This window comes from Actinomadura sp. KC345 (genome assembly GCF_004348515.1).
In the GTDB taxonomy this organism is placed as follows: domain Bacteria; phylum Actinomycetota; class Actinomycetes; order Streptosporangiales; family Streptosporangiaceae; genus Spirillospora.
In genome coordinates, this window is sequence record NZ_SMKH01000156.1 from 1 (window position 1) to 17,178 (window position 17,178).

Annotated in this window: 17 protein-coding genes; 9 read left to right on the forward strand and 8 right to left on the reverse strand. The window is 71.8% G+C overall.

Annotation, left to right across the window (positions count from 1 at the left end; genetic code table 11):
• Positions 1–3: 3 nt before the first annotated feature.
• On the forward strand, positions 4–975 hold the full coding sequence (gene nrfD / locus E1281_RS23745) for an NrfD/PsrC family molybdoenzyme membrane anchor subunit (RefSeq protein WP_131881788.1): 972 nt from the start codon (positions 4–6) through the stop codon (positions 973–975).
• Between the two features lie 172 nt (positions 976–1,147).
• Entirely contained in the window at positions 1,148–2,695 is a 1,548-nt protein-coding gene (locus tag E1281_RS23750) for an alpha-amylase family protein (protein ID WP_131881760.1), read from the forward strand.
• A gap of 88 nt (positions 2,696–2,783) precedes the next feature.
• On the opposite strand, the gene E1281_RS23755 is transcribed toward E1281_RS23750, so the two are convergent.
• Positions 2,784–3,323, reverse strand: coding sequence for a DoxX family protein (locus E1281_RS23755; protein WP_131881762.1), 540 nt, complete (start codon positions 3,321–3,323; stop codon positions 2,784–2,786).
• A gap of 245 nt (positions 3,324–3,568) precedes the next feature.
• On the opposite strand from E1281_RS23755, the gene E1281_RS41375 reads away from it, so the two are divergent.
• The 4 genes from E1281_RS41375 (at position 3,569) to E1281_RS23770 (ending at position 7,592) form a co-directional block, all read left to right on the forward strand.
• A complete protein-coding gene (locus E1281_RS41375; RefSeq protein WP_207943446.1) occupies positions 3,569–4,288 on the forward strand; it encodes a hypothetical protein in 720 nt (239 codons plus the stop codon).
• Between the two features lie 116 nt (positions 4,289–4,404).
• Positions 4,405–4,821, forward strand: coding sequence for a hypothetical protein (locus E1281_RS41380; protein ID WP_207943447.1), 417 nt, complete (start codon positions 4,405–4,407; stop codon positions 4,819–4,821).
• A 299-nt stretch (positions 4,822–5,120) separates the two neighbouring features.
• Entirely contained in the window at positions 5,121–5,762 is a 642-nt protein-coding gene (locus tag E1281_RS23765) for a hypothetical protein (protein WP_131881764.1), read from the forward strand.
• A 159-nt stretch (positions 5,763–5,921) separates the two neighbouring features.
• Complete coding sequence (locus E1281_RS23770) at positions 5,922–7,592, forward strand: ubiquinol-cytochrome c reductase cytochrome b subunit (RefSeq protein WP_131881766.1); 1,671 nt, start codon at positions 5,922–5,924, stop codon at positions 7,590–7,592.
• On the opposite strand, the gene E1281_RS23775 is transcribed toward E1281_RS23770, so the two are convergent.
• Positions 7,567–8,124: a TetR/AcrR family transcriptional regulator gene (locus E1281_RS23775; RefSeq protein ID WP_131881768.1), complete on the reverse strand. Its 558-nt coding sequence runs from the start codon at positions 8,122–8,124 to the stop codon at positions 7,567–7,569. The genes E1281_RS23770 and E1281_RS23775 overlap by 26 nt on opposite strands.
• A 133-nt stretch (positions 8,125–8,257) precedes the next feature.
• On the opposite strand from E1281_RS23775, the gene E1281_RS23780 reads away from it, so the two are divergent.
• Positions 8,258–8,596, forward strand: a complete 339-nt coding sequence (locus E1281_RS23780) for a YciI family protein (protein ID WP_131881770.1) — start codon at positions 8,258–8,260, stop codon at positions 8,594–8,596.
• 107 nt (positions 8,597–8,703) lie between these two features.
• Positions 8,704–9,861, forward strand: coding sequence for a DUF6596 domain-containing protein (locus E1281_RS23785; protein ID WP_243717321.1), 1,158 nt, complete (start codon positions 8,704–8,706; stop codon positions 9,859–9,861).
• A gap of 56 nt (positions 9,862–9,917) precedes the next feature.
• Here E1281_RS23785 and E1281_RS23790 read toward each other — a convergent pair whose 3' ends face one another.
• From E1281_RS23790 to E1281_RS23800, 3 genes are all read right to left on the reverse strand, one after another.
• A complete protein-coding gene (locus tag E1281_RS23790) occupies positions 9,918–10,622 on the reverse strand; it encodes a Crp/Fnr family transcriptional regulator (protein ID WP_131881774.1) in 705 nt (234 codons plus the stop codon).
• A 126-nt stretch (positions 10,623–10,748) separates the two neighbouring features.
• Positions 10,749–11,537 (reverse strand): DUF427 domain-containing protein, encoded by a 789-nt coding sequence (locus tag E1281_RS23795; protein WP_131881776.1) that lies wholly within the window; start codon positions 11,535–11,537, stop codon positions 10,749–10,751.
• A 43-nt stretch (positions 11,538–11,580) separates the two neighbouring features.
• A complete protein-coding gene (locus tag E1281_RS23800; protein ID WP_131881778.1) occupies positions 11,581–12,927 on the reverse strand; it encodes an erythromycin esterase family protein in 1,347 nt (448 codons plus the stop codon).
• Positions 12,928–13,341: 414 nt separating this feature from the next.
• Between E1281_RS23800 and E1281_RS23805 the strand changes: the two genes are divergently transcribed.
• Positions 13,342–14,505, forward strand: a complete 1,164-nt coding sequence (locus E1281_RS23805) for a DUF2637 domain-containing protein (RefSeq protein WP_165959068.1) — start codon at positions 13,342–13,344, stop codon at positions 14,503–14,505.
• 9 nt (positions 14,506–14,514) lie between these two features.
• On the opposite strand, the gene E1281_RS23810 is transcribed toward E1281_RS23805, so the two are convergent.
• From E1281_RS23810 to E1281_RS23820, 3 genes are read right to left on the reverse strand one after another with little or no spacing between them, the layout of a single operon-like run.
• A complete protein-coding gene (locus tag E1281_RS23810; protein WP_131881782.1) occupies positions 14,515–15,270 on the reverse strand; it encodes an SDR family oxidoreductase in 756 nt (251 codons plus the stop codon).
• 55 nt (positions 15,271–15,325) lie between these two features.
• On the reverse strand, positions 15,326–16,195 hold the full coding sequence (locus tag E1281_RS23815; protein ID WP_131881784.1) for an ABC transporter permease subunit: 870 nt from the start codon (positions 16,193–16,195) through the stop codon (positions 15,326–15,328).
• Positions 16,192–17,118, reverse strand: coding sequence for a sugar ABC transporter permease (locus tag E1281_RS23820; protein WP_131881786.1), 927 nt, complete (start codon positions 17,116–17,118; stop codon positions 16,192–16,194). Before E1281_RS23820 ends, E1281_RS23815 begins: the two co-directional genes overlap by 4 nt.
• Positions 17,119–17,178 lie beyond the last annotated feature (60 nt).

Here is a 17,178-nt window from a genome sequence, read left to right on the forward strand (position 1 = left end):
GGCCTGCCCGGAGGCGGCACCGGCCGGGGCGGGAAACGCCGCAGGCGCCGGGGCGAGAAGGCGATGGTGCCGGAGGCGGAGTTCACCTCCTACTACGGCCTGCCCATCCTGAACCCGCCCGTCTGGAAGTCCTACGACATCGCCGGCTACTTCTTCCTCGGCGGGCTGGCCGGCGCCGGTTCCGTGCTGGCCGCGGGTGCGCAGCTCACCGGGCGCCCCGCCGCCGCGCGGGCGATGAAGATCTCGTCGCTGGTGAGCATCGGCGGGTCCACGGCCATGCTGATCCACGACCTCGGGCGCCCCGCGCGGTTCGCCAACATGCTGCGGGTCATGAAGCCCACCTCGCCGATGAGCATGGGCTCGTGGCTGCTGGCCGCCTACGGCCCGGCCGCGGGCGCGGCGGCCGTCCTGGACGTGACCGGGCTCTTCCCCCGCCTCGGCGGGGCCGCGACGGCCGGGGCCGCCCTGCTGGGCCCGGCCGTCGCCACCTACACCGCCGCGCTCGCCGCCGACACGGCGGTTCCGGCGTGGCACGACGCCCATCGCGAGTTGCCGATGGTGTTCGCGGGCTCGGCCACCGCCGCCGCGGCCGGAATGGGCCTGATCGTCTCTCCCGCCCGCGAGGCCGGTCCGATGCGCAGCGCCACGCTGCTCGGGGCGGCGGTGGAGCTGGCCGCGGCGAAGATGATCGAGCATCGAGCCGGTCTGGCCGCCGAGCCGTACAGGACGGGCAAGGCCGGCAGGTACATGCGCGCGGGCGAGATCCTGACGGCCGCGGGTACCGCCGGGGGCGTCCTGCTCGGCGGGCGCGGCCGCGCGGCGGCGGCGCTCAGCGGGGCGGCGCTCCTGGCGGGCTCGGCCTGCACCCGTTTCGGCGTCTTCCATGCGGGCTTGCAGTCGGCCCGGGACCCCAAGTACACGGTCGTTCCCCAGCGGGAACGCCAGACCGCGGCCGTCGCGGGCGGGACCGGCTGAGCTGCCGACTTTCTGAAAGTCGATTGAAACCTTGCGCAAGCTATTGACCTTGTTGCAAGAGGAGAGCATTCTCACGGTGCATCGCGGACGGCCGTCCCCCCACCCCTAGGCGCCCACACCGCCGATGACCCGACTCGGCCGGGCGCGGGCGCCCTGACAGGAGTTCGCCCACATGCAACGCGCAAGAGTCCCCCGCCGCCTTCCTCCGCTCGCCCCTCTGCTCGCCGCGGGCGCCCTCGTCCTCGGCGGATCGGCGGCCGCGGCCGCGCTCCTCCCCGGCGGAACCGCCGGGGCGGCGCCGCCCGCCGCCGCGGACCTCAATCCGAGTGACGTCACCGCCAACCTCTGGGAATGGAACTGGCCCTCGGTCGCGCGGGCGTGCACCGAGCACCTCGGGCCGGCCGGGTACGGCGCCGTGCAGGTCGCGCCGCCCGCCGAGTCGGTCAGCCTCGCCGGCACCAGCGAGGGCGCCCATCCGTGGTGGGAGGTGTACCAGCCCGTGTCCTACGGCCTGACCAGCCGGCTCGGCACGCGTGACGAGTTCGCCGCCATGGTCACGGCCTGCCACGACGCCGGCGTCCGCGTCTACGTCGACGCCGTCATCAACCACATGGCCGGGCACGACAACACGGTGAACACCACCTACGGCGGCTCGGCCTTCGACCCGCAGGGGTTCTCCTACCCGGCGGTCCCGTACGGCTACGGCGACTTCCACCACGCCAACGACGGCTATTGCAACGACGACGACGCGGGCATCGACGACTGGAACGACAAGTCCGAGGTACAGAACTGCGAGCTGGTGGCGCTGTCGGACCTCAAGACCCAGTCCGGCTACGTCCGCGGCAAGATCGCCGGGTACCTCAACGACCTGATCGGGCTCGGTGTGGACGGGTTCCGGGTCGACGCCGCCAAGCACATCGACCAGGACGACTTCGCCGCCATCAAGGGGGCCCTGAACGACACGACCGCCGAGGGCAGGCCGCCCTACATCGCCCAGGAGATCTTCCCGGGGGCCTCCAACCCCGAGCTGCAGGCGGCGGCGTTCACCCGGAACGGCGACGTGCTCGGCTTCGCCTACGCGATGGGTATCAAGACCCAGTTCCAGAACGGCACGCTCTCGAACCTGGAGGGCATCCCGTCCTGGTCGCTGGAGGCCGCCAGCTCCCAGACCTACGCGATGGTCACCAACCACGACACCGAACGGGACGGTTCCACGCTCAGTTACAAGAACGGCGGCGACTACACCCTGGCCAACTACTTCCTGCTGGCCTACCCGTACGGCAGACCGGCCGTCTTCGACGGGTTCGCCTGGTCGTCCAGGGGCCAGTCGCCGCCCGCCGACGCGCGCGGCTTCGTCACCGACGCCGACTGCGCGAGCGGATGGCAGTGCATCACCCGGTCGACGGGGATCACGGGCATGGTCGGCTGGCGCAACGCGACCGCCTCCGCAACGGCCGTGTCCGACTTCACGGCCACGGCCCGCGACGTCATCGGGTTCAGCCGCGGGTCCCTGGGCTGGATCGGCCTGAACGACTCGGCCGGCCCGTCCACCGCGTCCTACGCGACCGGGCTCGCGGACGGCGTCTACTGCGACGTCATCACCGGCGGAACCGGGCCGGGCGGATGCGCGGGCACGGCCGTCACCGTATCCGGCGGCACCGCGACCGTGACCATCCCCGCGGGCGGCGCGGTGGCGATCCACGCCGGCGCCAGGCGGTAGCCCGCCCGGATACAGGCACCGTCCCTCGCCGGTGCCATGGGGCCGGCCTCCTCTGGTGTGCGGAGGCCGGCCCCTCCCTCAACCGGTCCTAGGCTTCGGTCGTCTCGGCGGGCTTCTTGGCGGGACGCCAGAAGACCGCGAGGAGGAGGGCGGCGCCGAGACCGCCGGCCAGGGCGGTGACGGCCAGGCCCGTCCAGCCGGACAGGCCGCCGTCGATCCCGAGGGCGCGGTCGAGGGAGGCGCCTCCGCCGCCCAGCGCGCCGAGCGCGCACGCCACCATGATGATCATGAGGACGTACTCGTAGCCCTGGCCGGGCCGGAAGATGAAGAAGCCGTTGCGCAGGTGCGCGGTGATGAACGCGACCGCCATCGTGCCGACCGCGCCGGCGGCGGCCAGCGGGGTGAGCAGGCCGAGCAGCAGCAGGAGGCCCGCGCCGAGTTCGGTGCCGGTCGCCATCAGCGCGTGCAGTCTCCCCGGACGCAGGCCCATGGAGTCGAACCAGCCCGCCGTGCCCTCGATCTTCCCGCCGCCGAAGGCGTGGTTCCAGCCGTGCGCGATCAGGGTGCCGCCCACGGAGACCCGCAGAACCAGGGACGCGATATCGATGCCCGCCGCGTCAACAGCCATTCACGGCACCTTCCCTCATCGAGGCCACACCCTTCGTGGACTTCACGTCCCGACAAAGTACAGGGACGGCCTGGAACCGGGCACGTGCGGGTCCCGGTGGGCGGTACCGGGCGCGTCCGGTCGCTTTTATGGCGCACTGCTAACGCTTCATCGACTTTCCGCACAATCGTCCGTATCACGCCGTGCACGGCCGGGATCACCATGTCGGCTACCCCCGAACACCCCGCTTTCCGAAGGGACGTCCCATGAGTTCCAGACATGCCCGCACCGCGGGCCCCGGCGGGCGCCTCCGCCGGCGTCTCGCGGTGGCCGCGGGCGCCGCCGCGGCCGCCCTCTCCCTCCTGGCCCCTCCGGCCGCGCACGCGCTGCCGCCGGAGAACGTTCCGGAGATCGGCGTGGACACCGGGCGCTTCAAGCTGCCCATCGGCTGCACCATCTCGCTCGCCGGCCTGCCGGTGTTCTATCTTCCGACGGACGTGGACGTGCAGGGCGTCGCCCCGGTCCAACTCGGCCCCGGGCAGGAGTTCTGGCTGACCCAGGGCTCTGGGAGCATCACCTTCCCGACCTGGCTGACCTCCCTCGCCCCGATCCTCGGGCTGACCACCGCCGACGCCGTGGTCACCGATCTCACCATCGGCGCGAGCGACTCCACACCGCCCGCCATCAACATCGCCGAAAGCGACCCGTTCGAGATCGACGACATCGCGATCACGCCCGGCGAGCCCCTCAAGGTCGGCCTGCCGCTGACCGGGACGTTCGACGTCGGGCCCTTCACGGCACCGGACACCGGCAGGACCACGCTCGGCTTCGAGCACGCGGTGGCGGAGATCAATCTGAACTCGTCCGCCGGTTTCAGCCTGCCGATCAAGGCCGACTGCAAGCCCTCGGCGGGCAACGCGCTGCTGACGATCGGCGTCGGCGGCGAACCCGGGCAGCCCCCCGCCAAGATCTCCGGCGCCCGCTGAACTTCCCCGAGCCCGCCTCGAACGAACTGGTCGGCATCATCAACGCGCCGTACACCTGCGCGGTCGGCGGCGAGCCGCTGAACGTCGGCATCGCCGTCGGCGCCCACATCCCGCTCGTGGTCGGCCGGTTCGGCTCGTTCTCCTTCAACGAGGCGAGCGGCGCGCTGGTGATCCCCCCGGAGACGGTGAACCGGCTCGTCGACCAGGGACACGGTTCGGTGTCCGGTACCGTCACGGCCCTGAACCTGCAGGTGGAGGGCGGCACCCCGGCGACACAGCACGTGATTCCCTCGGGCGGTGTCGCCATCCCGGAGACACCGCTCGTCCGTGACCGGAAGATCACGGTGCCGCTGCCGAGCGACGGCACGTTGACGGCCGGGCCGTTCCGCCCGTCCTCCGGGGCCGAGACCGTCGCGGTCCGCCTGGGGTCGGCCGCCGCCGACCTGTCCTTCGACGGCGGCTCGGGCAGCACCCCGGCGACCTGCGACGAACCGTCCCCGAAGGTCTACCTGGTCGACAACACGGTGACCTGACCGCATCCGGACCGGTCGAACGGCCGGACCGGACGACCCGGCCCGACCGGCCGGACGGCGCCGCGCCCGCCGTCCGGCCGGTCGTGTCTCCCGCCGCTCCGGGGATTCCGCCGCGCCGTACTGCCGCGCCGTGTATTCGCGCCGTGTATTCGCGCTGTGTGTTCGCGCCGTGTATTCGCGCCAGTGCGGGGCAGATCACAGAAGTCCACGCCGAGGGTCACGTCACAATCGGGACGCTCGATCCATCTTGTCTGTAGGTGCCCGCTCCGGCGGCACCGGCGGAGAGCTTGGGAGGCGCCATGGGCTGCGAACCGAGACGGTTCGACCTGACGATGCTGTACGCCGCGTACGCCGCGTTCCGCCGCGACACGGCCCGGATGGAGGCGGCGGCCGGCGCCGGCGGCGTGCCGATGGACGCGGCCCTGGCGAACACCTGGTCCCTGTTCAGGTTCCACTGGCGCATCCAGGACAACACGGAGAAGATCGCCCTCTGGACGGTGATGTACGCCAAGGACGCCGGCGGCCCGGGCCGGCTCGGGATCGTCCTCGACGCCATGGCGATGCGGGCGATGCGGGTCGTCCCGATGATCGACGCCGTGGACGCGGCGCTGGAGCACGGTGACCGGCTGATGTTCGCCCATTACACGCGGGACCTGCGTGCCTCCGTGGAGGCGCTCCTGGAGTTCAAGGAGTCCGACGTCCTCCCGCTGATCCCGGACACTCTCACCGCCTTCGAATGGGGCACGTTCGACGTCGAGTTCCGCCGCGAGATCGGCATGCGAGGGCTCGGCGTGTTCCTGCCCTGGCTGCTGGACGGCGCACCGGACGGCACCCGCCGGGCGGTACTGGACCTGCTTCCCCCGCCGATCCGGCTCTTCTACAGGACGAGTTGGCGCCCCCGCTACCTGCGCCGCAGCCGCCTGGCCGTGCCCGCCTGCTGAACGCGCCCGGCCGCCCCGCGGCCGGGGTGTGACGGGCTCCACATCATGTGATGTCACATTCGCCCGCACTGATCGGTCGTATGCACAGAAGCACGACACGCGCGGTCGGGTGGCACGCGCGGTCGCGCCGCGGCGACGCGCGACGAGAGGACGTTGACGATGGCGGAGATCGGGACGGCCGGCGGCAGGCCGGGCGGGCGCAGGCCGCCGAAGGCCGTGGAAGGGTCCGCGCGGGCCCTCGACGAGCGGTTCGGGTCGACCGGGTTCCTCCGGAGGGCCATGCGCAAGGCGTTCCCGGACCACTGGAGCTTCCTGGTCGGCGAGATCGCGATGTACTCGTTCGTGGTCATCCTGCTGACCGGGGTCTTCCTCACGCTGTTCTACAAGCCGAGCATGCAGGAGGTCGTCTACAACGGCTCCTACACCAGGCTGCAAGGCGTGGAGATGAGCGAGGCGTACGCCTCCACCCTCAGGCTCAGCTTCGATGTGCGGGGCGGGCTGCTCGTCCGGCAGATGCACCACTGGTCGACGCTCATCTTCATGGCGGCGATCCTCGTCCACCTGCTGCGCCATTTCTTCACCGGCTCGTTCCGCAAGCCCCGGGAGCTGAACTGGCTGATCGGCGTCGCCATGTTCACGCTCGTCATGCTGAACGGCCTGTTCGGCTACTCCCTGCCGGACGACCTGCTGTCGGGCACCGGCATCCGCATCCTGGAGGGCGTGCTCGCGTCGATCCCGCTGGTCGGCTCGTACGCGGTGATGTTCCTGTTCGGCGGCGAGTTCCCGGGCACCGACATCGTCCCGCGGCTGTACGTGATCCACATCCTGCTGATCCCGGGCATCCTGGCGGCGCTGATCCCCTTGCACGCGATCGTGCTGACGTGGCGGCAGACGCACACCCAGTTCCCCGGGAAGCGCGCGTCCAACACGACCCAGTACGGCTACCCGTTCTTCCCGGTCTTCATCGCCAAGACCACGTCGCTGTTCCTGTGGGTCCTGGGCGTGACGACGCTGCTCGCCGCGTTCGTGCAGATCAACCCGGTCTGGCTGTTCGGCCCGTACGACCCGGGCGCGATCAGCTCCGGATCGCAGCCCGACTGGTACATGGGCTGGCTGGAGGGCGCGCTGCGGATCATGCCGGCCTGGGAGATCACCCTCTGGGGGCACACGATCTCCATGAGCGTGGTCGTCCCGGCCCTGGTGGTGCCCGGCCTGCTGTTCACCGGGCTCGCCGTCTACCCGTGGGTCGAACGCTGGGTGACCGGCGACCACCAGATCCACCACCTGCTCGACCGCCCGCGGGACGTCCCCGCGCGCACCGGCATCGGCGTCGGCGGCGTGGTCTTCTACGGGACGCTCTGGCTCGGGGGCGCCAACGACGTCATCGCCGAGCGCTTCAGCATCCCGCTGTTCTGGACGACGTGGTTCTTCCGCGGCCTGATCATCCTCGGGCCGGTGCTGGGCTACATCATCGCCTACCGCATATGCCTCGGCCTGCAGCGCCGGGACCTCCACCTCGTCCGGCACGGGCTGGAGACCGGCGTCATCCGCCAGTCGCCGGACGGGAGGTACGGCGAGGTCGAGCGGCACCTGCCGGCCGAGGAGATCGCCGCGATCACCGACCCGCGCCCCGCGCCCGCCGCCGACCTGGACGTCCCGCCGCCGATCGGCGGCGTCGAGAGCCCGCGCGCCCGCAGCGGGGTCGGCCGGGTGCGGGCCGCGCTCAACCGCCGGTTCCGGGAGGACCTGGCGGTCGTCCCCGAACGGGGGCCGGCCGAGGAGGGCGACGGCGACCGGCCGGCGGTCAGCGCTCGAAAAGGTGCCGGATGACCGGCCGCGCGGCGGCCACGGGGTCGTCGCCGAGCTCGGCGGGAAGGGCGCCGCTCAGCCACAGGTGAGCGAATCCGTGGACGATCGACCAGGCGGCCACCCCGGCCGTCCGGTCGCCGTCCGGGCCGCCCGGTGAGACGTCGCGGACGCCCTCCGTCAGGACCCGGCCGGCGCGGTCGCGGGCGGCGCTCACCCCGGGGTCGTCCGGCCGGTACAGCTCGGGCGTGAAGATCACCTCGAAGTAGGGCCGGTGGTCGACGGCGAAGCGGATGTAGGCGAGGCCCACCTCGTGCAGGTCGCCGCCGGCGGCTTCGAGGGCGTCCGCGAACAACGTGTAGCCCTCGGCGGCGACGGCCGTCAGCAGGCCCGCCCTGTCGCCGAAGTGGTGCGCGGGCGCCGCGTGCGAGACACCGGCACGGCGCGCCAGCTCGCGCAGGCTCCAGGTGGAGGGGCCCGACTCGGCGATCGCCCCGACGGCGGCATCGATGATCGCCCGCCGCAGATTGCCGTGGTGGTAGGTTCCGCCGCTCATGACCGCCACCCTATCTTGCCATTGACAAGTTGGCCACGCGGGAGAATCGGATGCGGCCGACGTCGGATCCGGCGCCGCGCCGTTCGTCTCTAGATTAGGTCGTCTCTCCAGGACAGGATCAGGAGGTTCTCACATGAAGTACGTGCTGATGTTCGTGGATTCCGAGCAGCACACCAAGGACTGGGAGGCCAAAACCGAGGACGAGCGGCAGGAGCTCTTCGACAAGGTCGAGAAGTGGCTCGCCGACCACGCGCCGCAGATCGTGCACGCGACGAGGCTTCAGGACGGCGATACCGCGACCACCGTCCGGCTCGACCGAGGCGAACCGATCGTGACCGACGGGCCGTTCGTGGAGGGCAAGGAGGTCATCAGCGGCTATGTGGAGGTCGAGGTCGCGGACCTGGACGAGGCGCTCGCCTTGGCGAAGTCCTGGCCGTCCTGCCCGATCGTCGAGATCCGCCCCGCGCTCTGAGCATGCCCAGTGATGAGGGGCCCAGCGATGAGGGGCCCAGTGATAAGAGGCCCGGCGATACAGGGCCCGGCGGGGACGGGAGAGAGGCCGGCGCCGAACTCGCCCGCGTGGTGCGCGAGCACGCCGGCCGGCTGGCCGGGGCGCTGGTCAGGGTCCTGGGCGACTTCTCCCTGGCAGAGGACGTCGTCCAGGACGCGGTGTGCGTCGCGCTCGAACGCTGGCCGGTGGAGGGCGTTCCCGACCGGCCCGACGCATGGCTGTTCACCGTCGCCCGCAGGCGCGGACTCGACGTGCTCCGCCGCCAGGCCCGCTACCGCGACAAGCTCGCGGCGCTGCGCTGGACCCCGCCGCACCGGCCGGACGACCGGCTCCGGCTGATCTTCACCTGCTGCCATCCCGCGCTGCCGCGCGCCGCGCAGGTCGCGCTCACGCTGCGGGTCGTGTGCGGACTGACCACCGCGCAGATCGCCGCGGCGTTCCTCGTCCCGGAGGCGACGGTGGGGCAGCGCATCACCCGCGCCAAGCGCAAGATCTCCGACGCGGGCATCCCCTACCGGATCCCGTCCGACGCCGAGATGCCGGAGCGGCTCGCCGAGGTGCTGACGGTCGTCTACCTGATGTTCAACGAGGGCTACCTGTCGAGCACCCCCGACCAGGAGCGGCACCTCGCCGACGACGCCGAATGGCTGGCCGCGCTGCTGGCGTGGCTCGTCCCCGCCGACCCGGAGGTCACCGGGCTGCTGGCGCTGATCCGGCTCCACCAGGCCCGCGCCGACGCCCGCTTCGACGACGCCGGACGCCTCGTCCTGCTGCGCGACCAGGACCGGTCGCGCTGGGACCACGCCGCCATCGCCGACGCCACCGCGCTCCTCGCCCGCGCCGCCCGGCGCGGCGAACCCGGCCGGTACCAGCTCCAGGCCGCCATCGTCGCCTGCCACGCCGACGCCCCCACCTGGGAGGACACCGACTGGCACCAGATCGTCGTCCTGTACGACATGCTGCTGCGCCTCGCCCCGTCCCCGGTGACGCGGCTGCACCGGGCCGTCGCGCTGCACCGCCACGCCGGCCCGTCCGCCGGGCTGGCCGAGCTCGACGCCCTGTCCGGCGCCCTGGACGGCCACCACCTCTACCACGCCACACTCGCCGAGCTGCAGCGCGACCTCGGCCGCCCCGGCGAGGCGCGCGCATCCGACGAGCGCGCCCTTCGGCTCACCACCAACCGCGCCCAGCAGGCCCTCCTGGAGCAACGCCTCACCTGGGCCTAGCCGTCCGCCCAGTCGTGCGCCCAGTCGTGCGCCCAGTCGTGCGCCTGGTCCTGCGCCTAGTCGTTGTCCTTGGCGAACTCGCGGAGGCCGGGCAGGTCCATGACGGTGATCTTGCGCCAGCCGGTGCGGATCAGGCCCTCGCGGCGCAGGCCGGTCAGGGCCCGCGCGACCGTCTCCCGCGACGCGTCCATCCAGCTGCCCAGCTCCTCCTGCGACAGCGGCGGCCCGATCTCGATCGACCCGTCCGGCGCGGGCGGCGCGTAGTGGACGGAGCGTTCCGCCAGCTCGGCGAGCAGCATCGCGAGGCGCTGGGTGCCCCGGCTGGTCACGTGGGCCTTCAGGCGCCGGTCCGAGTCGTCGAGGCGCTGGACGAAGGTGCCGGTGACCAGCATCCACACGTCCGGATGGTCGTCCAGGAAGCCGGTGAACCGGGCGGCGGGCACCACCAGCGCGCGGATCGGCGACAGCGCGGTGACCGTGGCCGACCTGGTCCGCCCGCCGAGCACCGCGCTCTCGGCGAGCAGATCGCCCGGCCCCCGGACGGCCAGCACCACGTCATGCCCGTCCTCGGTGGACGAGGTCACCTTCGCCCAGCCCCGCTCGATGATGATCACGTGGTCGCCCTCGTCGCCCTGGTACACCAGCGGCGCCTTCACCGGATACCGCCTCGGCCGCCCGGCGGCGCGCAGCGCCGACTGCTGCGCGGCGTCGAGCGCGGCCCAGAATTCCGGGCGCGGAGGGGTCGCCGCGTACGGTGCCACCTGCCTCCTCCTTGGCTTCCCTGAACTCCTGACATGCCCAGAGTCACCTGAACAGTAAACCGGAAGCCATGAGTTGGACACGGCACAGACCGGATCACGGCAAGGCGGCGTCGCCTCCCGGCGGCGTCACGTTCCCGGCGGCGGCTCGGTCTCGATCGTGAGGGCCTCGTGGTCGAAGCACAGGTGGCCGGCGACCTTGACGGCGTTCTCCAGCGGCTCCGCGTACGACCAGGCGGCGTCCTCCGCGCCGTCCAGCGACCAGTACGTCGCCTCGCCCTTGTACGGGCAGACGGTCCGCTTCGTGCTCTCGGTGAGCAGCTCGGTGCGGACGTCGGCGGCGGGGATGTAGAGGCGGTTGGGGAGCCCGGTCTCCGACAGCACCTTCGGACGCTCGCTCTCGGCGACGACCTCCCCGTCCAGGAGCACGCGGACGTGGCGGGACGACTGCCGGGCGTCGACGCGGTGGAACGGGTCGCGCAGGTGCCCGCGGACCTCCTCGTCCTCGTCGTACCAGGCGTCCATGCGGCCCCAGTAGAACGCCATGAAGCCGCGCAGCCACTCCGACTCCGGCATCGGCTCCGGATACGCCCACACCGCGTTCTCTGCGGCCCGGTCGCCCACACGGACCGTCCAGTACGCGGCGTCGCCCTTGAACGGGCAGTGCGTCGTGTGGTCGGTCTTCTCCAGCAGGTCGGTCCGCACGTCCTCCTCCGGGACGTAGAGGACGGGCAGCAGGCCGGTCTCGTGCAGGAACCGCCCGCGGGCGGTGTCCAGGACCGTCTCGCCCCCGAACCGGGCACGGACCCGGCGCGGGAACGCGTGCATGAACAGCCGGTGCTTCGGCCCGTCGATGCTGAAGTTGACCTCGTCCCCGGGCGAACCCGCGAGCGGCCCCGGCCGCATGGTCAGCGACATGCCGTTTCTCCTCACACTCCGGTCGGCTCGGACACCCGTCGGCTCACACGCCCGTCGGCATCGTCTCCAGTTCACCACGCCGCGCCGCCTCCAGGTGCAGCGGTTCGAGCGCGGAGGTGATCCGGAACCAGCACAGCGCGTCGTACCGGTCGGCCAGCCTCGTCGGGACGTACTGGCGGCGGTCGCGGTCCGCGTCGTACACCACGCCGATGGCACGGTGCCCGAGGGTCTCGGTGAAGAAGGCGGGCTTGTCCGGCTCGGGCGGCACGATGAACATCCCGCGGTGCAGTTCCGACTCCGCGAGCGCCGCCTCCAGCGACCCCTGGACGGGCGGCGGGACGTGCATCTCCTCCATCGGGGCGCCCCAGCGCGGGGCCGCGATCACCTCGCCGGGCCCGCCGGCGAACCCGACCAGCACGACCGCGTCCCCGCCCTGCCGGTCCCTGGCGAGCTGGCCGAGGTTGACCATTCCGGCGTCGCCCATGTCGGTCGCCCGCGCGTCGCCCACGTGCGTGTTGTGCGCCCACACCACGGCCTTGCCGGTCCCGCCGGTCCCGCCGGTCCCGTCCCGGGGAGGCGTCCCGCCGTGGAACTCCATGAGCCGTTCGAGCGTGTCGGCCATGTGGACGTCCCGGACGTTCCACGACTGCGGCCCGCCGCCGATCATGGCGCGGTAGTAGCGTTCCGCCCCCGCCGCGACCTCGGCGTTCTGCCAGGCGTCGAACGCCTCCGCGGTGCCGCGGGCGCCGCCGCGCGCCTCCGGCCGGCGCAGCCGCGTCAGCAGCGCGAGGATCTCGTCCTCGCACCCGTCCGGCACCAGCGCGGCGTTGAACCCGTAGGCCTGGGGGTCCTCGCCGTGCGGCTCGAAGCAGCGGTAGGCCTCCAGCGCCGCGTCCAGATACTCCGGACGACGCTCCGCCAGGTAGTCGACGACGGCCCGGAGCGACTCCCACAGGCTGTAGACGTCCAGCCCGTAGAAGCCCGCGCGCTCATCCGGCGGCAGGCCCGCGTTGTGATCGCGCAGCCATCGGCAGAAGTTGACGGTCTCCTGGTTGGCCCACATCCACGTCGGCCACCGCTCGTAGGCGTTCAGGGCGTCGCGCGGGTCCCCCGGCGCCCCCGGCGCCAGCGTCACGCTCGCTCCGACCCTGCGGCAGTCCGGCCAGTCCCCCTCGACCGCGACGAACGAGAACCCGCGCTCGGCGATCAACCGCCTGGTCAGCGCCGCCCGCCAGGCGTAGTACTCGTGCGTGCCGTGGCTGGCCTCGCCGATCAGCACGCAGCGGGCGTCACCGATCCGGTCCAGCAGCGGGCCGAGGTCGTCCTCGTACTCCAGCGGCAGCGCCGCCCCGAGCACCTCGTCGGCGGTGTGGCTTCCTGGGCGTGACATGTCCACATCCCCCCTTTTGTCGCCTTCTCCCGGCCCCTGCCCGGGATCCGGGCAACGATGCCGCCGGCACCCGCGGGATGCGGGGGCGCGGTGCCGCCGGGCGCCGCCACGGCGCCGCCTCCCTGAAGCAAGACAATTGCGGCAATCGCGACAATTACGGATATAGACCACGCCGCATCCTGCGCGGCTTTCGCCCGAAAAGTTCCGTTTCGCTCCACTTTATCCGTGGCGCACCATCTGGGCCTCGCGTAACGGGATCGAGACGTGATGCGAATCCCCCACGAAACGCCAAGGGAATGGATAGCCTCCCAACGGAAACTTTCTGTTGGTAAGGAAATCTGAAATCTGGAGCACAGCCGCATGAGCGCTGCCACCAAGGCACAGGTCATCACACGGTGGGGAGCCATCGCATTCATGGCGGCAGCGGTCCTGACCGCCACCGCCGGAGGATTCGCCCAGTCCTACGCGGGCCTCTACCACTGGGCGCTGGAACACGGTCTCCGGGGCTGGAAGGCCGAGTCGTTCCCCCTACTGGTCGACCTTTTCATCATCGTGGGAGAGCTCGGCCTCTTCCTGCTGGCCATCGACGCCTTCGTGCTGCGGCGGCGGGCCCTGATGAGCTGGCTGGACTTCTTCCTGCCGCTGACCATCGCCCTCGCCGGCTGGACGGCCAGCCTCGTCTTCAACGTCGGGCACGTCGGGCACAAGACGTTCTCGTACCAGGCGACGGCCGCGGTCCCGCCGATCGTGTCGATGCTCGGCCTGTTCGTCCTGCTGCGGACCCTGCACCGGTACGTCCAGCAGGACGCCGAAGACAAGGAGCGGACCAAGCAGCCGGAGCCGCAGACCCGCGCCATCGCCGGGCCCGTGACGCTGAACCAGATCACGCTGATGCCGCTGCGCAACACCGGGCCGTTCCCGCAGATTCAGGTCCCCGGCCACTCCGGGAAGGCGATCGAGTCCGGCACCTCGGCCACCGCCGCCGCGTCCGCCACCACCGCGTCCGCCACCACCGGTACCGGGACGGCCGCCAAGCCACAGGCCGAGCCCGCTGAGACCACCGGGACCACCGGCGAAGCCAAGGCCGCCCCGCCGGACGCGCCGGCTCCTCAACCCGCCCGCGCCCAGGACTCTGCCCCTGCGTCGGCCGAGGCGTCGGCTCCTGCCCCGGCCCCTGCTCCGGCGCCCGTCCCGGAACCCGAGCCCGAACTGGCCGTCGTCAGCGCCGCCGCGCGCGGGAGCCTCAACGGCCACAGCAGCTACGTCCCGGCCCCCGAGCAGACGGCCCCCGCGCCCTCACCCGACCCGGAGGGTCTCCGCAACTTCGTCATCGACGTCCTCGAACGCCGCCACGGTGACGTTCCCGGGACGCTCGCCGAGGTCCGGGCCGAGGGCTACACCTGCGACGAGGCCGAGATCCAGCGGATCAGCGACAACCACTGGTTCCCGTACGCGGTGTACCGGCTCCTCGCCAAGCACCACGGCAACGGGGAACTGGTCGCCGCCGAGCTGAGGGCGCAGGGCATCGTCTACGACCAGGCGATGCTGGACGAGCTCGTCCGCTCCTGGCGCGTCTGACGGCCCGGCCTACCCGTCGCGCTGCTGTTCCTGCGACGGGTCGGTGCGCAACCGGGCGTGCAGGCCGCCGTCCACGCGCAGGACATGGCCGTTGAACTGCGCCGCCGCGGGCGATGCCAGGAACAGCGTCGCGTCGGCGACCTCCTCGGGAGCGGTGGTCCGGCCCGCCGGGATGTCGGTGGCGGGCCGGACCTCTCCGACGACGCTGGCCGGGGCGACGCAGTTCGCGCGGATGCCGATGCCGCCGAGCTCCACGGCGATCGCGCGGCTGAGGGCCTCCATGCCCGCCTTGGTCACGTCGTAGGCGCTCTGGTCGTCGTGCGCGCGGGAGCCCCCGGGCGAGGACATGTTGACGATCGCGCCCCCACGCCCGTTGTCGCGCCAGTACCGGGCGGCGCGCACCGACAGCAGGTACGCCGACCGCAGGTTCGCGGCGATGATCGCGTCCCACACCTCGGCGTCGATGTCGATGAACGGGGTGCGCAACTCGGTCATCGCGGCGTTGTTGACGAGCACGTCCAGGCCGCCGTCCCGGCGGAGCCGGTCGAAGACGGCGTCGGCGACGTCCTCGCGGGCCAGATCGCCGGGCATCGCGTCGACCCGGGGCGCCCCGTCGAAGACCTTGAGCCCCTCGGCGTCCACGTCCACGGCGAGGACGCCGGCGCCCGCGTCCGCGAAGCGATGCACCAGCGCGCGGCCGATCAGGCCCGCGGCACCGGTGACCAGCACCCGCTCCCCGGTGAAGTCGAACCGCACCGCGCTCATGACGCCGTGCTCGTTCCACCCGTGCTCATTCCACCCGTGCTCGTGTGCGTGTCGCTCATTCGCTGGGAGCCTCCCTCACCTGGGCCACGATCTGTGTCGGGTTGACGAACATCAGCGCGATGACCAGCAGCAGCGCCGACAGCGCCATGTAGATCACGGCCATCGCGTCGATGGCCTGCGCGGCGCGGATTCCGGGGGTGAAGGCGGCGCTGTACAGCGCGACGATCAGCGTCTGGCTGTCGGCGTCGGCGACCAGGAACGTCAGCTCGAACATCGCGACGGTCCGCACCAGCACCAGGATGCCCGCGGCCAGGATGCCGGGCAGCAGCAGCGGCACCAGCACCCGCGTGAACACCTGCCGCGTGCGGGCGCCGCACATCCGCGCCGCCGACTCCACGTTGGTGTCGATCTGCTCGACGAACGGGGTCATGACGAGGATGACGAACGGCAGCGCCGGGACGAGGTTCGCCACGATGACGCCCGTCATCGTCCCGGCAAGATGCACCTTGTACAGGACGGTCGCGAGCGGGATGCCGTAGGTGATCGGCGGCAGCAGCACCGGGAGGAGCAGCAGGAACATCACGACCCGCTTGCCGGGGAAGTCGCGCCGCGCGAGCGCGTACCCGGCGGGGACGCCGATCAGCAGCGACAGCGCGACCACGATGAGCGTGATCTGCAGCGTCACCGACAGCACCTCGCCGAGCGCGAACTCGTCCCAGGCGTCGGCGTACCACGCCGTGGTGAAGCTCTGCGGCAGCCAGCCGGAGAACCATCGCGTGCCGAACGAGTTGACGATCACCGAGAGGATCAGCGCGGCCAGGTTGACCAGGAAGAACGCGACGCACGCCCAGACGAACCAGCCGCTCAGCCGCCCCTTCGGCAGCCTCCGCCTCCCCGGGGCGTCGCCCGCAACGGTGGCCGTCATGATCCCTTACCTCCCATCGCGGGCCCGGTGTACAGGCGGCCGCGCAGCAGCAGCGTGACCGAGATGACGAGCAGTTCGAACACGCCCATCAGCACGGCGATGGTCGAGGCCATCGAGTAGTCGTACTTCTCGAAGGCCGCCTGGTAGGCCGCGATCGCCATCACCCGCGTCTCCCCCGCCGGCTCGCCGACGAGGCTCGCGGACGGGAACACCGAGAACGCCAGCACGAACGCGAGGACGAACGTGGTGGCCAGGCCCGGAGCCAGCAGCGGCAGGACGATCCGCCGCATCCGCTGCCAGGGCCCGGCGCCGAGCGTGGCCGCGGCCCGCTCCAGCGTCGGGTCGATCCCCGACATGTAGGCGAGCACCAGCAGGAACGCGAACGGGAACCCGGTGATGATCAGGGAGAACAGCACGCCCCAGTAGTTGTAGATCAGCCGGACGGGCTCGTCGACGAGCCCGATGTCGATCAGGACCCGGTTGAACCAGCCGTTGGGGCCGAGGTAGCGCAGGATCCCGTCCGCGACGAGGACGGTCCCGAGCGTCACCGGCAGGACCAGCGCCGCCGTGAGCAGCCGGCGCCCGCGGAACCTCCCGCGCAGCCGGTACGCGATCGGTATCGACGCGCCGACGTTGATCAGCGCGGCCGGGAGCGCGAGCCGGAGCGTATTCCAGACGGTGCCGCGCTCGTAGGAGTCCTGGAAGAAGCCGACGTAGTTGCCGAGCGGGCCGCCGCCCTCCTTGGGCTGCAGTGACAGGCCGACCCCGTACAGCATCGGGTAGACGAACAGCAGCCCGACGACCAGCACCGCGGGCACCAGCAGGAGCAGCACCCGGTCGACGCCGCGTTCGGCGAGCCGGTGCCGCAGGCCGCTGCGCCGCGGCACCGGCGTCTCGGGCCGGGCGGGAACCTCAACCGCCATCGCGTACCCCGATCCTGGCGGGGTCCTCGGACGCGTCCGCGGCGTCCTGGACCCCTCTCC